At 59.1% G+C, this 15375-nt stretch carries 12 protein-coding genes; 3 read left to right on the top strand and 9 right to left on the bottom strand.

The features are described from left to right. The first annotated feature begins 186 nt into the window (after positions 1–186). The gene (locus tag AC13RE_RS10365) at positions 187–1458 is read left to right on the top strand and encodes a L,D-transpeptidase family protein (RefSeq protein WP_488562845.1); all 1272 of its coding nucleotides are present in this window, start codon (positions 187–189) and stop codon (positions 1456–1458) included. Between the two features lie 62 nt (positions 1459–1520). On the opposite strand, the gene dnaE is transcribed toward AC13RE_RS10365, so the two are convergent. Then, positions 1521–5015: a DNA polymerase III subunit alpha gene (dnaE, locus tag AC13RE_RS10360; RefSeq protein WP_488562844.1), complete on the bottom strand. Its 3495-nt coding sequence runs from the start codon at positions 5013–5015 to the stop codon at positions 1521–1523. A gap of 354 nt (positions 5016–5369) precedes the next feature. On the opposite strand from dnaE, the gene AC13RE_RS10355 reads away from it, so the two are divergent. Both AC13RE_RS10355 and AC13RE_RS10350 read left to right on the top strand, forming a co-directional pair. Then, a complete protein-coding gene (locus AC13RE_RS10355) occupies positions 5370–5966 on the top strand; it encodes a hypothetical protein (RefSeq protein ID WP_488562843.1) in 597 nt (198 codons plus the stop codon). A 76-nt stretch (positions 5967–6042) separates the two neighbouring features. After that, positions 6043–6510: a DUF5680 domain-containing protein gene (locus tag AC13RE_RS10350; RefSeq protein WP_112410592.1), complete on the top strand. Its 468-nt coding sequence runs from the start codon at positions 6043–6045 to the stop codon at positions 6508–6510. Between the two features lie 5 nt (positions 6511–6515). Here the strand turns inward: AC13RE_RS10350 and AC13RE_RS10345 are convergent, their stop codons facing one another. From AC13RE_RS10345 to nuoN, 8 genes are all read right to left on the bottom strand, one after another. Then, a complete protein-coding gene (locus AC13RE_RS10345; RefSeq protein WP_112337514.1) occupies positions 6516–7199 on the bottom strand; it encodes an ABC transporter ATP-binding protein in 684 nt (227 codons plus the stop codon). A gap of 14 nt (positions 7200–7213) precedes the next feature. Beyond that, positions 7214–8524, bottom strand: a complete 1311-nt coding sequence (locus tag AC13RE_RS10340; protein ID WP_132716363.1) for a lipoprotein-releasing ABC transporter permease subunit — start codon at positions 8522–8524, stop codon at positions 7214–7216. A gap of 26 nt (positions 8525–8550) precedes the next feature. Next, the gene (gene proS / locus AC13RE_RS10335; RefSeq protein WP_488562842.1) at positions 8551–9873 is read right to left on the bottom strand and encodes a proline--tRNA ligase; all 1323 of its coding nucleotides are present in this window, start codon (positions 9871–9873) and stop codon (positions 8551–8553) included. 637 nt (positions 9874–10510) lie between these two features. Continuing rightward, entirely contained in the window at positions 10511–10786 is a 276-nt protein-coding gene (locus AC13RE_RS10330; RefSeq protein WP_132716361.1) for a DUF1467 family protein, read from the bottom strand. A 252-nt stretch (positions 10787–11038) separates the two neighbouring features. Then, positions 11039–11443, bottom strand: a complete 405-nt coding sequence (gene mce / locus AC13RE_RS10325) for a methylmalonyl-CoA epimerase (protein ID WP_488562841.1) — start codon at positions 11441–11443, stop codon at positions 11039–11041. A gap of 30 nt (positions 11444–11473) precedes the next feature. Then, positions 11474–13147, bottom strand: coding sequence for a ribonuclease J (locus tag AC13RE_RS10320; protein WP_488562840.1), 1674 nt, complete (start codon positions 13145–13147; stop codon positions 11474–11476). Between the two features lie 14 nt (positions 13148–13161). Next, on the bottom strand, positions 13162–13926 hold the full coding sequence (locus AC13RE_RS10315; RefSeq protein WP_488562839.1) for a biotin--[acetyl-CoA-carboxylase] ligase: 765 nt from the start codon (positions 13924–13926) through the stop codon (positions 13162–13164). Further along, positions 13926–15368 (bottom strand): NADH-quinone oxidoreductase subunit NuoN, encoded by a 1443-nt coding sequence (gene nuoN, locus AC13RE_RS10310; RefSeq protein ID WP_488562838.1) that lies wholly within the window; start codon positions 15366–15368, stop codon positions 13926–13928. Before nuoN ends, AC13RE_RS10315 begins: the two co-directional genes overlap by 1 nt. Between the last annotated feature and the right edge of the window lie 7 nt (positions 15369–15375).

The following is a 15375-nucleotide window of genomic DNA, read 5'->3' as shown; positions in this document are numbered from 1 at the left end:
CTGTCAGTTCAAGATTTCAATCATCGCCGAAGCAGAGTTTGAACGCTCCGCTTCGGCGATGCCGCATTGGGCGTTCGGCGAACTCCCGCTTTCATGGACGCAGAAAGGCATGAGTCTTCGGCAAGTCTTCCTTAAACTTCCAAGTCTAACCTCAGGTACAACGAGTATTGCGTTTTGGTTGTGTCTATGAAGCCATTTTTATTGCTGGGGCTCGCGCTGGTGTCAGCCACCGCCCTTTCCCATCCCCTCTTTGCTGCGCCGGATACCCGCACCCTGCAGGTCGTGGTGTCGAAGGACAGGCAGTCGCTCGCGGTCTATGACGGTGATAAGGTAATCGCGACTTCGAAGGTTTCCACCGGCAAGCGCGGCCACACGACCCCCAGCGGTATCTTCTCCATTCTGGAGAAGAAGGTGTATCACGAATCCAATCTCTATTCGGCCTCGCCTATGCCTTTCATGCAGAGGCTGACCTGGTCGGGGATCGCGCTGCACGAATCCAATTCCGTCCCGAATTATCCGGCATCCCATGGCTGCGTGCGCATGCCGAAGGCCTTTGCCAAGACGCTTTATCAAATGACCGAGCGCGGCGTACATGTCGTCATCGCCGATCAGCCGCTGGTGCCGCAGCCGTTTGAAAACGCGATGCTGTTCCAGCCGCTGCCAGCTCCACCGCCGGCACTATTTTCGGGCATCGAACTCCGTCCGATGACCGCAAGCTTCCTGCCGCAGGCACAACAGCTGCAGGTCGCGACGAACGACGTGACGTCGATCCAGATACCGAAGGCGCGGGAGACTTTGGCGCCACCGGCCGATCCCGCACCGCTCAGCATCCTCATCACCCGGCGGGGCTTGCGCGAAAACGTCCGCGACCTTCAGGACATCCTGAACGGGATGGGCTTCATCACCGGAACGCCCGACGGCATGCTCGGGCCGGCGACAGTGCAGGCGATCGAGGACTTCAAGAAGGCGCATGACATCAAGACGACGGGCGGCCTCGTCAGCCCCGCGCTGATGAAGGCAGCCTATGCCGCAGCCGGCAAAGGCGAACCGCCGAACGGCGCGATCATGGTCCGCCAGAACTTCAAACCGCTCTTCGAAGGACCGGCCATCATTGCCGAGCCGCAGGAGGCGCTCGGCGTGCATTTCTTCACCGCCAACGCGATTGACCGGATCAGCGGCAAGGCCGATTGGTTCGGCATGACGCTCGAGGAAGATCTGAGCAAGCAGACGAAGAAGCGCTACGGCATCACCAGCGAGGAACAATCGCAATCGTTCGACGCAGCCGGACAGGCGCTCAATCGCATCACCATCCCTGACGATATCCGTCACCGCATCGAGGATCTGCTGACAGCGGGATCGTCGCTGACGATTTCCGATACCGGCGTCGGACCGGAAACCGGCAACGAGACCGATTTCATCACCGTTACCAACAACGGCGCGCTGGGTAAGAAGGGCTAGAGCCTTTTTGTTTTTACGCAATTCCGGACTGAAAGCCGCTATACACTTTTCCTGGAATTGCTTCAGACCAGCTCCACGTCGATCACGCCCGGCGCCGTGCGCAATGCGGCGGCGATTTCAGGCGTGATGCGATATTTCTCCGGCAGCGCCACCTCGACCTCGCGCAAGCCCTCTTCCTTGATGACGATAAAGGAAACGAGGCCGTCGCCTTTCGTATTCAGATGCGCGGCAACGGCTTTCAGCGGGCCGGAATCGCGGACATAGACGCGCAGCGCCTTCTGCATCTGCAGCGACTTCTCTTCCAGCGACTGTGCCGTCTGCAGCCGCAAGCTGATACCTTCGGGGCGCTCGTCCGCCTGGGCGGTAATGACGAAGGATTTGCCGACTTCGAGAACGTCGCGATATTGGTTGAGCGTCTCCGAGAAAAGCACAGCTTCGAACTGGCCTGAAGCATCAGAGAAGACGAAGATGCCCATCTTGTTGCCGGTGCGCGTCTTGCGCTCCTGCTTCGAGATGACAGTGCCGGCGAGACGCCCGTTGCTGGCGCCCTGCTTCACCGCCGCGGAAAAATCGGCAAAGGGCTGCACCCGCATCTTATCGAGCACGCTCTTGTAAGTATCCAGCGGATGTGCCGTCAGATAGAAGCCGAGCACCTGGAATTCGCGCAGCAGACGTTCCGAGGCGAGCCAGGGCGTGTAGGGCGGGAACACGATCTTTTCCGGGCCGGAGGCGGCACTTCCGAACATGTCATGCTGGCCGCTGCGCTTATTTTCCTGTGCCACCTGGGCATAGCCCATGACGCGGTCCAGGCCGGCGATCAATTGGGCACGGTCGATCTCGAAGCAGTCGAAAGCGCCGGCGCAGATCAGGCTCTCGAGAACGCGGCGGTTGATCTGTTTGGGATCGATGCGCAGGCAGAAATCCTCGATGCCGGCAAAGGGCTGATCGCCGCGCACCTCGACGATATGGTCGACGGCGGATTCACCGACGCCCTTGATGGCCGCCAGCGCATAATAGATGCGGTTGTCGCCCGTCTCGAAATGGCGAAACGAGGTCTGCACGGAGGGCGCGATAACCTCGATGCCCAGCCGCTTGGCATCCTGACGGAAGTCGTTGACCTTTTCGGTATTGGACATATCGAGCGTCATCGACGCGGCCAGGAATTCCACCGGATAATGCGCCTTCATATAGGCGGTCTGGTAGGAGACGATGGCGTAGGCGGCGGCGTGCGACTTGTTGAAGCCGTAATTGGCGAACTTGGCGAGCAGATCGAAGATGACATCGGCCTGCCCCTTCGACACGCCGTTCTTGATGGCACCGTCGACGAAGCGCTCGCGCTGCTGGTCCATCTCCGCCTTGATCTTCTTACCCATGGCGCGGCGCAGAAGATCGGCTTCGCCGAGCGAATAGCCCGAGAGCACCTGGGCGACCTGCATCACCTGCTCCTGGTAGACGATAACGCCCTGAGTTTCCTTCAGGAGATAGTCGATCTTCGGGTGGATCGATTCGATCTCTTCCTCGCCGTGCTTGCGGGCATTGTAGACCGGGATGTTCTCCATCGGGCCCGGACGATAAAGCGCCACGAGCGCGATGATATCCTCGATGCAGTCCGGGCGCATGCCGATCAGCGCCTTGCGCATGCCCGCACTTTCCACCTGAAACACGCCGACCGTCTCGCCGCGCGAGAGCATGTCGTAGGTCTTCTTGTCATCGAGCGGGATGCTGGCAAGATCGATCGAAATGCCGCGCTTGGCGACGAAATCGACCGCCGTCTTTAGAACCGTAAGGGTCTTCAGGCCAAGGAAGTCGAACTTCACCAGACCGGCCTGTTCTACCCATTTCATGTTGAACTGAGTGACCGGCATATCGGAGCGCGGGTCGCGATACATCGGTACCAGCTTCGACAGCGGGCGGTCGCCGATGACGATACCGGCGGCATGGGTCGATGCGTGGCGATAGAGGCCTTCGATCTTCTGGGCGATATCGAGAAGACGCGCGACGACTGGCTCCTTGTCCGCCTCCTCCTGCAAGCGCGGCTCCTCCTCGATCGCCTTGCTGAGGGGGGTTGGATTGGCGGGATTGTTCGGCACCAGCTTGCAGATCTTGTCGACCTGGCCATAGGGCATTTCGAGCACGCGGCCAACGTCGCGCAAGGCCGCACGCGCCTGCAGCGAACCAAAGGTGATGATCTGCGCCACCTGCTCGCGGCCGTATTTGGCCTGCACGTAGCGAATCACCTCTTCACGCCGGTCCTGGCAGAAGTCGATATCGAAGTCCGGCATGGAGACGCGTTCCGGATTGAGGAAGCGCTCGAATAGCAGCGAGAAGCGCAGCGGATCGACGTCAGTGATCGTCAGCGCATAGGCGACGAGCGAGCCTGCACCGGAACCGCGACCGGGGCCGACAGGGATATCGTGGCGCTTGGCCCATTTGATGAAGTCGGCAACGATCAGAAAGTAGCCGGGAAACTTCATGCGCTCGATGACGCTCAGTTCGAATTCCAGCCGATCGCGATAATCCTTCTCCTCGTAACCCGGCGCCATGCCGAGCGAGGTTATGCGCTGCTCAAGGCCCTCGACCGCCTGAGCGCGCAGCTCTGCCGCCTCGGCGCGCCCGGCCTCTTCAGGGTCGTCAGTCGCCCCGGTAAAGCGCGGCAGGATCGGCGAGCGGGTCTTCAACACGAAGGAGCAGCGGCGAGCGATCTCGACCGTGTTCTCAAGCGCTTCCGGCAAGTTGGCGAAAAGCTTTGCCATGTCTGCGCGGCTCTTCAGATAGTGATCCGGCGTCAGGCGAAATCGTGTATCGTCCGAGACGATGGCGTTGTGGGCCACTGCCATCAAGGCGTCATGCGCATCGTAATCGTCCCGCGTCGGAAAAAAGGCTTCGTTGGTGGCAACGAGCGGGATCTCGTGCTCGTAAGCCAGCTTGATCATCTTCTGCTCGTGACGACGATCATAGGTGCCGTGGCGCTGCAATTCGACATAGAGCCTGTCATCGAACAGCTGCTTCAGCCTCAACAACCGGGAGAGCGCCTGTGCGGCGTGCCCTTCTTTCAAAGCCATATCGACCGGGCCGGTGAGCGAACCGGTGAGCGCTATCAACCCTCCCGTACCGATCTCATCCAGCCATGAGGCTGCGATGTGAACGGCACTGTTGCCCTCGCCGCCGAGATAGGCGCGGCTGACGAGATCGACGAGGCGCTCATATCCCCGCTCGGTCGCGGCAAGCAGCACGATGGATGGCATCTTCGCCAAAGCTTGCTGCGGGCCGCGCTTTTCGCTCTCGCCGCCATCCTCCATATCGATCGATACCTGACAGCCAATGATCGGCTGCAGGCCCTCATCCATCGCCTTCTGCGAGAATTCCAGGGCGACGAACAGATTGTTGGTATCGGTGATCGCAATGGCCGGCTGACTGTCCCCGGCAGCCTTGGCCAATATCTTCTTGAGCGGCAATGCGCCCTCTAGCAGAGAATAGGCGGAATGAACCCTGAGGTGCACAAATTCCGGCATTTCGCCGACCGGCACTGCCGCGCCGCTGCCACCCGCATCCGCCATTTCATACCCTTCCGCACGCCTGAATGAATCAGCGACATTTTCGGCATTGCGGACCATAAAGTCCAGAAGTTGCTCCCATCAAATATGGGAACAGCATGTGTAAACGGGGATAAAACTTACATCGCCATCATGATGAGGGAAAAGCTGGCGACGAACATGACGATGGAAGTGAATGCTGCAACGTCTCGAATAATGTCGGTCATTTAGGCGCTCCTTACTCGTTATGTTTTCTTTTTGTTCCATTTTTGTTCGAGAGTCAATAGATGCATCAGTAAATTTCATCAGACCACTTTTCAGCCTGCAATGGACGCCGGCGCGGCCGGGCGCTATGCAGAGGCAAACCGGGGAATCACGATGAAGTCACTTGGCTTCGCTCTCATTCTTCTTTTGACCGCAATCGCGGCTCGCGCCGAAGACACCATCGCGCCCGACCGCATCATCGACGCGGCGATCGGCGATTGGAACAAGGACAGCAAGCCGGACCTTGCATTACTGGTGACGATGCCGCCGAATGACCAGGCCGATTATGAGATCGGGATCTATATCTATCTCCGCGACAAGGAACATGAGCTGCTCAAACTGGCCGCGGCCGCCCCTGATAAGGTATGGGGCCGCGCTGAGCCCGGCGGTATCTACGGTCAGGAACCATCGATCGCCGCACTGCCGAACGGTTCAATCGCGGTCACCTCGCAGAACGATGCGATCGGGCGCGACCGATGGCATCAGACTTTGACGCTTGCCTATCGCAACAGCGCATTTTTGGTTGCCGGCTATAGCTACGATTTTCGTGACAACCTCGAACCCGCTAACAGCTATAGCTGCGATTACAACGTTCTGACCGGCAAGGTGACCAAGGACGACAAGATACTGAAGGTCGATGCCAAGACCGTCAGCATCCAGGACTGGCAGGATGATATCGGCCAGAAGGCCTGCGAAAGCAGCCATCGCTAGCAAATGTTCTCTTTTTGTTCTTTACAAATCTCGCATTGAATGGCATCTTGGCCGCTCACCAAAATTGGAGAGGGTCATGCCGGATCTTGCCGAGCTGAACGATTTTATTGTCGTCGCCAAAGCCGAAACCTATGTCGGTGACGGCGAGAGGCTGCCATCCTGCCGTAGCGGCTCGCATGACATTGGCTATGCGAGCGGCCGCTGGCGCTATCTCGACAGCTACTTCGGCGGCACTGACTTCGCCGGACAGGAGCTCGTATGGCATGACGGCGAGCCGGTATGGGCCATGAACTATTTCGGCCATATCGTCGAACACGACCTGATCGACGGAACGCGCGCCGGCATGGTGATCAAGGCGGCCTTGCTGCGGCTCTATCTTGACGAAAGGCGCTTTCTCGGCGGTTTCGAGTTCGAGCATGCCTATGGGCTTTACATCGATGAAAACATCGGCGACTGCCACCATTTCAGCGGCTACGAAGCTATCGTCGTGAGCGAACGCAGGGCTTACGAACTGGATTATCGCGGCGGCCTGATCATCCCGTAAAGGGATCAGACCTCTACAACCTTGCCTTCGCTCAGTGTCACGCGACGATCCATGCGGGCTGCCAGCTCGTGATTGTGCGTGGCGATCAGCGCCGCAAGACCGGATTGGCGCACCAGCGCCTCCAGCGCGTCAAAGACGTAATGCGCCGTTGCCGGGTCGAGATTGCCTGTCGGCTCGTCAGCCAGAAGCACCAGCGGTGCATTGGCAACCGCACGGGCGATTGCGACACGCTGCTGCTCGCCGCCGGACAATTCGGCGGGGCGATGATCACCGCGGTGGCCGATGCGCATATAGTCGAGAAGCTGGGCGGCGCGTTCGCTCGCATCCTTGCGAGAGAGGCCGGAAATGAGCTGCGGCATCATGATGTTCTCAAGCGCCGAGAATTCCGGAAGCAGGTGATGGAACTGATAGACGAAGCCGATCTCGCTGCGGCGCACGGCGGTACGTCTATCGTCAGACAAGTCCTCACAGGCCTGACCGTTGACGAGCACCTCGCCGCCATCCGGATGCTCAAGCAGCCCAGCCACATGCAGAAGCGTCGATTTACCCGTGCCTGACGGCGCGACGAGCGCAACAATCTCGCCGCTGTGCAGCGTGAAATCCGCCCCCTTCAAGATCGACAGCCGCGTCTCGCCCTGCCCGTAATGACGCTCCACGCCAGAGAGCTGGAGAACGACGTTGCGTTTCATCAAATGAAATATCCTTATTCGTAGCGCAGCGCCTGCACCGGATCGAGCCGCGAGGCCCGCCAGGCCGGAAAGATGGTGGCAAGGAAGGACAGGGTGAGTGCCATCACGATGACGGAGATGGTCTCGCTGAGATTCATCTGCGCCGGCAATTTGCTGAGGAAATAGACCTCGGGATTGAAAATCACGGTGCCGGAAATCCAGGAGAAGAACTGGCGGATGGACTCGATATTGAGGCAGACCAGGACACCGAGTATGACGCCGGCGAACGTTCCAACGACGCCGATCGCCGCCCCCGTCATGAAGAAGATGCGCATGATCGCGCCCGACGTCGCACCCATCGTGCGCAGGATGGCGATGTCGCTGCCCTTGTCCTTCACCAGCATGATCAGGCCGGAAATGATATTCAGCGCGGCGACGAGAACGATCAGCGTCAGGATCATGAACATCGTGTTGCGCTCGACCTGGAGGGCTGAGAAGAAAGTGGCGTTGACCTGCCGCCAGTCCGTCAGGAAAATCTGCCGCCCCGCCGCCTCTTCGATCTTTGGCCGCAATTGATCGACGTCATCGGGATTGGTGATGAAGAGCTCGATCTTCTCGACAATGCCCTCGGCATTGAAAAAGACCTGTGCCTCCTCCAGCGGCATGAAGACGACGGAAGAATCATATTCCGACATGCCGACTTCGAAGATACCGGAGATCGTGTATGCCTTGACGCGCGGGTTGACGCCGAAGGGCGTGACGTCGCCGTCCGGTGCCGTAAGGGTGATCTGATCGCCGACGGTCAATCCCAGTTGCCGAGCTAACCGGCTACCGACAAGAACGCCCTGTCCGGAAGCAAAGCCGACAATGTCGCCGGAAACGACGTGATCGGAGACCGATTTGAGCTTGGTCAGATCTTCCGAACGGATGCCGCGGACCAGCGCACCAGTGCCGGAGCCGCCGCGGCCGGAAGCAAGTGTTTCGCCCTCGACGAGCGGCAGGGCCATGGTGACGCCGGGAACGGCAGAAAACTTCTTTGCCAGATCAGCATAGTCGTTCAACGGCGAATCAATCGGCTGCACGACGACATGACCGTTGAAGCCGAGAATCTGCTTGAAGAGCTCGGCACGGAAACCGTTCATCACGGCCATGACGATAATCAGGGCAGCGACACCGAGCATGATGCCGACCAACGAGAAGCCGGCAATCACCGAAATCGAGGCTTCCTTGCGCCGGGAGCGCAGATAGCGCCAGGCGACGAGCCGTTCGAAACCGGAGAACGGGCGAGACGATGGGCCGGCCTTGAACGAATTTTCCTGCTGTTCCACTGCCGCGCTCACCGCCATTCGCCTTTCATCCTTTGTATCGTCAATCAGCCTGCCAGCCGATTGATCGCTGCTTCGACCGTCATCGTCTCGCGAGCGCCGGTCTTGCGGTCCTTCACTTCCACTTCGCCGCTCGCGATCGAACGCGGGCCGACGATGATCTGCACGGGCACACCGATCAGATCGGCCGTGGCGAACTTCGTTCCGGCGCGCTCGTCGCGATCGTCGTACAGCACGTCCTTGCCGGCCTTCGACAGCGCGGCATAGACCGTTTCGCAAGCTTCGTCACAGGCCTGGTCCCCAGCCTTCATGTTGATCACCACGACATCGAACGGCGCGACCGAGGCCGGCCAGATGATTCCGTTCTCATCATGCGATGCTTCGATGATGGCGGGAACAAGGCGTGTCGGGCCGATACCGTAAGATCCCATGTGGACAGCATGTTCCTTGCCATCGGGACCCTGCACCTTCGCGCCCATCGGCTCGGAATACTTGGTGCCAAAATAGAAGATATGGCCGACCTCGATGCCGCGCGCAGAGAGGCGATCGCCTTCCGGAATGGCATTGAAGGCGGCTTCATCATGCATTTCGGAGGTGGCGGCATAGACCGAAGTCCACTTGTCGAAAATCCCCTTCAGGCCGACGGCATCATCGAAATTCGTGTCTTCGCCCGGAATGTCGAAATTGACGAAATCCTTGTGGCAGAAAACTTCGGACTCGCCGGTATCGGCAAGAATGATGAATTCGTGACTGAGATTGCCGCCGATAGGACCGGTATCCGCGCGCATCGGGATTGCTCTCAGGCCGAGGCGATTGAAGGTGCGCAGATAAGCGGCGAACATCTTGTTATAAGATTGCACGGCGCCTTCCTGCGTCAGATCGAAGGAATAGGCATCCTTCATCATGAATTCGCGCGAGCGCATCGTGCCGAAACGCGGACGGATTTCGTCACGGAACTTCAGCTGGATGTGATAGAGATTCAGCGGCAAGTCCTTGTAGGACTTGATGTAAGACCGGAAAATGTCGGTGACCATCTCCTCGTTGGTCGGACCATAAAGCATGGGCCGATCCTGCCGGTCCTTGATGCGCAGCATCTCCTTGCCGTAGGCGTCATAACGGCCGCTTTCCTGCCAGAGCTCGGCCGACTGCAGTGTCGGCATCAACAGCTCGATGGCGCCGGAACGGTTCTGTTCCTCGCGGATGATCTTATTGACCTTGTCCAGTACGCGCTTGCCCAGCGGCAGCCAGGAATAGATACCCTGCGACTGCTGCCGGATCATGCCGGTGCGCAGCATAAGCCGATGGGAAACGATTTCAGCCTCCTTGGGATTTTCCTTCAGGATGGGCATGAAGTAACGAGACAGACGCATGACGCTTGTTCCAGATGGTTTGACGTTCCGCTCGCGGCGGAATCGTTAGCAAATTATGTACTGGAGGCAGTTCATAACTGCTTCGGCGTAGGAAGGAAACCCGCATTCTTCAACACAAGATTTTGGTAAAAGCCCGGAAATCCAGGGGAAAGCGCCTATTTCGGCTGTTTCGAAAAAGCGCACATTTATAAGGATTTACGGCGAAAATCCATCAACAGAAAAATTCTGCGCGAGTGTAGCAAAAAAGCAAAAAAAAGGATGACAAAGCTCAATGTTTGAGCTAATTTTAGCTCACAAAAGAGGCAGGAAGGCTAAATTCTTGTCGTTTCGCGGTCAAGTCTTGGGAGGATCAGATCTTAGGCGCGCTCGTTCGCTGCCCCGGTAACGGATAAGGATCACGCGATACTTTAAAACAAGGCTTTTAGCCTTGTTTTTTTTTGCTTTCTCAGCTCGATCTACTGCAGATCAGTCCAATTGCGAGAAAGTGTCTTCAGCCTTTCGGCAGAACAACTCAAATGTCGTCCGGGATTTGATGCGCCATGCACATGACAGACGTGTGACGAATTGATGGCGATTGCGAGGCGCAAGCAAAGAGAGGGCTCAAATGATTGATCCGTGTTTTACCGCGCCCTTTCCATCAATTGTAGTTCGGCACGAACCTTGGAATGGAATCTATGCTCAGCCCGAAATAATGCGATGCAACATACCAGGTGCCATACAGGAGAGCTGACACCAGCGTCGTGATGAGAACCACTCGCCAAGCGCGGAATTTCGTCGGCGCACTTTCGACCGTACCTAGAATCACATGCTCGTCTTCGGCCTGGGTGCGCAGACCGAACGGCAGGACGGCAAAAAGCGTAATCCACCAGATGACGAAATAAACGGCGAAACTGGCGATGATCTGCTGTGCCATTATGCTCCCTTCGAGACGAGCCCGCTCGTCTCCTCCTCTTCCAAACTGCTTATAGGGGCAAAACAGTTGTCTTTCAAAGCGCAGATCAGCGCACTTAAAGCGGATTGAGATTCTAAAGCGCGTCGCGATCTTTCAGATTCGCTTCCCACGCTTTAGTCTTTGATTTTGCGCATGTCGTTGTCGCAAAACCGCTACACACTTTTGCGCGACATGCTCTGGGCCAGTTCCGCCAAAAATCATCCCGCTCCAGTGTCACCCCTGCTCAAGCTCGATAAGCGTGCCGAAGAAATCCTTCGGATGCAGGAAGAGCACGGGCTTGCCATGCGCGCCGATCTTCGGCTCGCCATTGCCGAGCACGCGTGCTCCCGACGCAACAAGTTTATCGCGAGCCACAAGGATGTCGGCGACCTCGTAACAAATGTGGTGCATGCCGCCATCCGGGTTCTTGGCCAGGAAGGCAGCGATGGGCGAGGCTTCGCCCAGCGGCTCGAGCAGTTCGACCTTGGTATTCGGCAGCTCTACGAAAACGACGGTAACGCCGTGTTCCGGTAGTGTCTGCGGCTGGGATACTGTAGCACCGAGCGTTTCACGATAGGCCTTGGAAGCCGCCGCAATATCCGGCACGGCTATCGCGATGTGATTGATCCGTCCCAGCACGGTACTCTCCTCCCCGATCGGCCGCTGAACTCAGCCGCCGGTGCGCGTCACGAACACGGTCACCATCGGCTTCTTGCCCCAGCCCTGATTGGCGGCGGCGCGCACCGCGCGGCGTACCGCCTCCTGCAGCATATTCAAATCCTTGCGGCGAGCGCGCGGAATGCTTTCAATGGCGCTGACGATGGCGTCGAAGAGCGTGTCCTCCATCTCCTCACCTTCATCATCATAGGCCGGCAGGCCGATCGGCACGAGGTCGGGGTCGCCGACGATGTCGTAACGGGCATCGAGCACGACATTGACGGAGACATGGCCGACATAGGAAAGCTTCTTGCGCTCGCCGATGCCCATCTCGTCGAAATCGCCGATCAGAATACCGTCCTTGAAGATGCGCCCATGCGGGGCCTCGCCGATCACCTCGACCGGACCGGGCGCAAGGCGCACGACATCGCCATTGCGCACGCGCGGCACGGTGGCAATGCCGCTCTGTTCGGCCAACTCCTTATGGGCGGTCAGATGCGTCGCCTCGCCATGCACGGGGATGACGACCTTCGGGCGCGTCCATTCATACATCTTCTGCAATTCGTTGCGCCGGGGATGGCCGGAAACGTGCACGAGCGCCTCGGCATCCGTCACCACATGTACGCCCTGTTCGATCAGGCCGTTCTTGATATCCTGAATGGCCTTCTCATTACCGGGAATGGCGCGCGAGGAAAAGACGACGATATCGCCAGCCGCCAATGCGACGTTGCGCATCTCGTCCCGGGAGAGCTTGGCAAGCGCTGCGCGCGGCTCGCCCTGGCTGCCGGTCAGGATCACCACGACCTTGTCGCGCGGGATATAGCCATATTCGTCTTCGGCGATAAACGGCTTGATGCCTTCCATGATGCCGATATCGCGAGCGACGTCGACGACGCGTTTCAGCGAACTGCCAAGCAGAAGTATTTCCCGGCCGGCAGCTTCGGCAGCTTCGGCAATGGTGCGGATACGACCGACATTCGACGAGAAGGTGGTGATCGCCACCCTGCCCTCTGCATCCTCGATGATCTTGCGCAGGCTTTCCGAGACGTCCTTTTCCGAAGGCGAAACGCCATCGCGCAGGGCATTGGTGGAATCGCACATCAACGCCAGCACACCCTCCTCGCCGAGCTGGCGGAAGCGGGTCTCGTCGGTCAGCGGCCCAAGCGACGGCTCGTGATCGATCTTCCAGTCACCGGTATGGACGACATTGCCGAGCGGCGTGCGGATCATCAACGACATCGGCTCGGGGATCGAGTGGTTGACGGCCACGCCTTCGATCTCGAACGGGCCGACATTGATGCGGTCGCCGGCCTTGAACAGCGTCACCGGGATCTCGCCCATCGATTTCTCGTAATCGCGCTTGGCTTCGAGAAGGCCGGCGGTAAAAGCCGAGGCGTAGATCGGAACGTTCAGCCCGGGCCAAAGATCATTCAGCGCGCCGTAGTGATCCTCGTGCGCGTGGGTGATGATGATGCCCTTGAGGTTCTTGCGTTCCTTGGCGAGGAAACGGATATCCGGCAAGACGAGATCGACACCCGGCAGATCCGGCCCCGGGAAAGTGACGCCGCAATCGACCATGATCCACTGGCGCTGCTCCGCCGGACCATAGCCGTAGAGCGCGAGATTCATGCCGATTTCGCCGACGCCGCCGAGGGGCAGAAACACCAATTCGTCTTGCTTCGCCATCTGATCCCCAACCATTATCTAAAGAAAACATCGCCCGCCGCGATCGGCATGATCCTGCCGTCCTCGGTTTCGAGCATCAACAAGCCATTATCATCGATGCCCGAGAAATGGCCCAAAATCGAGCGATCCGGCAAGTTTACCGTGATCTTTTCCCCGATGCCGCACGCAAATTCACGCCAGCGCGCGGTGATTTCCCGAACGCCCTTGCCGCGGCTCCAGACGTCGAGCGCCTCCGACATCGCGGCATAAAGATGGGCAAACAACTCCTCCGGCGACACCATCGAGCCCTGCTGCCTCAGGCATGTGACGGGATAGATCGGATTGTCAGGCATCACGGCAATGTTGATGCCGATGCCGATGACGAGCGCATACCGGCCGTCCGGCAGCGCTTCGCCCTCGATCAGGATGCCGCAGGCCTTCTTGCGGCCGATCAGGATATCGTTCGGCCATTTGATCTCGACCGGCTCGGCGGCGAGCGGCAGCACGCCGCGTACCGCCTGATGCACGGCGAGCGCCACCGCAAGTGGCAGAGAGCCAAGGCGGTCCATGGGAGCGGGATCGATCAGAAGGAGAGATGCGTAGAGATTGCCGGCTTCCGACACCCAGGGGCGACCGCGGCGGCCGCGTCCCCCCGTCTGTCGCTCAGCGGTGACCCAAAGGTTTCCAGGGTCGCCTGCGCGCGCCCGTTCGAGACAGACGCTGTTTGTGGACGAGGTTTCCTGAAGGGCATCATGCCGGAAGTCGGCGAGCGACTTCCGGCTATTCATGTCAGACGCCATCAAAACAGCGTCGCAGCAGCGAGATCGGCAGCTCCGCCGATTACACCGCCGAAGAAGACATAGGCAATGACGAACAGGCCGGAGAGACCGAAGACGAGGCGCAGCGAACCAGCGGTACGTGCGAATTCATCCTTGGCTTCATCGAACCACATCACCTTGATGACGCGCAGATAGTAGTAAGCGCCGACGACCGAAGCCAGAACGCCGATGATGGCGAGCGCATAGAGATGCGCCTGGATGGCAGCAACGAAGACGAAATACTTTCCGAAGAAGCCTGCGAGCGGCGGAATGCCCGCCAGCGAGAACATCAGCGCCGTCAGGACGACCGCCATGAAGGGATTGGTCGTCGAAAGGCCGGCGAGATCGTCGATGTTTTCGACCTGACGGCCATCCTTGCGGCGCATCGCCATGATGATGGCGAAGGAGCCGAGCGTCATGACCATGTAGATGACCATGTAGAGCATGACACCGGAGACGCCGGTCTTAGTGCCGGCGGCGAGGCCGACAAGCGCATAGCCCATGTGACCGATCGAGGAATAGGCCATCAGTCGCTTGAAATTGCGCTGACCGATCGCCGCGAACGAGCCGAGCAGCATCGAAGCGATCGAGATGAAGACGATGATCTGCTGCCAATCGGCCAGGACCGGATGGAATGCCGTGACTACGATACGGGTCAGGATCGCCATGGCGGCAACCTTCGGCGCAGCCGCGAAGAAGGCTGTGACCGGGGTCGGCGCACCTTCATAGACATCGGGCGTCCACATGTGGAACGGCACGGCGGAGATCTTGAAGGCGAGGCCTGCAAGCACGAAGACCAGACCGAAGACGAGGCCGAGCGAACGGGTTTCGGCGTTGAGTGCGGTCGCGATCGCATCGAAGCTCGTGTGACCGGTGAAGCCGTAAACCAGCGACATGCCGTAGAGCAGCATACCGGAGGACAGCGCACCGAGGACGAAGTACTTCAGGCCGGCTTCGGTCGACTTCAGGCTGTCGCGGTTGATGGCGGCAACGACGTAAAGGGCCAGCGACTGCAGTTCCAGCGACAGGTAGAGCGAGATCAGGTCATGCGCCGAGATCATCAGCAGGATGCCGAGGGTCGCGAGCAAAAGGAGCACCGGGAACTCGAAGCGATCGAGCTGCTGCTCGCGCGCCTGGCCAATGCTGAGGAACATGGCGACGATCGAGCCGACCAGCGCGACGATCTTCATGAAGCGGGAGAAGCCGTCGGCAAGGTAGGCGCCGCCATAGGCCAGCCCCTCGCCCGGCACGAAGATGATCCAGAGACCTGCCACCGCGAGGACCGCGATGGCAAGACCGGTGACCGTGGGTCCCGACCGTTCGCCCGAGAAGACGCCGATCATGAGCAGCACAAGCGCACCGACCGCGAGGATGAGCTCCGGAATGGAAAGATGCAGGCTTGCAAGAATTGTGTCAGCAGTCATGTCGAAT

Source organism: Martinezella sp. CNPSo 3959 (genome assembly GCF_057784355.1).
The sequence above is the reverse complement of the archived record's forward strand: the minus strand, read 5'-3'. Positions and strand labels throughout refer to the sequence as shown.

Coding starts and splice junctions, on each gene's coding strand:
- AC13RE_RS10365 (WP_488562845.1), top strand. CDS start 187: ATGAAGCCATTTTTATTGCTGGGGCTCGCGCTGGTGTCAGCCACCGCC.
- dnaE (WP_488562844.1), bottom strand. CDS start 5,015: ATGGCGGATGCGGGTGGCAGCGGCGCGGCAGTGCCGGTCGGCGAAATG.
- AC13RE_RS10355 (WP_488562843.1), top strand. CDS start 5,370: ATGAAGTCACTTGGCTTCGCTCTCATTCTTCTTTTGACCGCAATCGCG.
- AC13RE_RS10350 (WP_112410592.1), top strand. CDS start 6,043: ATGCCGGATCTTGCCGAGCTGAACGATTTTATTGTCGTCGCCAAAGCC.
- AC13RE_RS10345 (WP_112337514.1), bottom strand. CDS start 7,199: ATGAAACGCAACGTCGTTCTCCAGCTCTCTGGCGTGGAGCGTCATTAC.
- AC13RE_RS10340 (WP_132716363.1), bottom strand. CDS start 8,524: ATGGCGGTGAGCGCGGCAGTGGAACAGCAGGAAAATTCGTTCAAGGCC.
- proS (WP_488562842.1), bottom strand. CDS start 9,873: ATGCGTCTGTCTCGTTACTTCATGCCCATCCTGAAGGAAAATCCCAAG.
- AC13RE_RS10330 (WP_132716361.1), bottom strand. CDS start 10,786: ATGGCACAGCAGATCATCGCCAGTTTCGCCGTTTATTTCGTCATCTGG.
- AC13RE_RS10320 (WP_488562840.1), bottom strand. CDS start 13,147: ATGGCGAAGCAAGACGAATTGGTGTTTCTGCCCCTCGGCGGCGTCGGC.
- AC13RE_RS10315 (WP_488562839.1), bottom strand. CDS start 13,926: ATGGCGTCTGACATGAATAGCCGGAAGTCGCTCGCCGACTTCCGGCAT.
- nuoN (WP_488562838.1), bottom strand. CDS start 15,368: ATGACTGCTGACACAATTCTTGCAAGCCTGCATCTTTCCATTCCGGAG.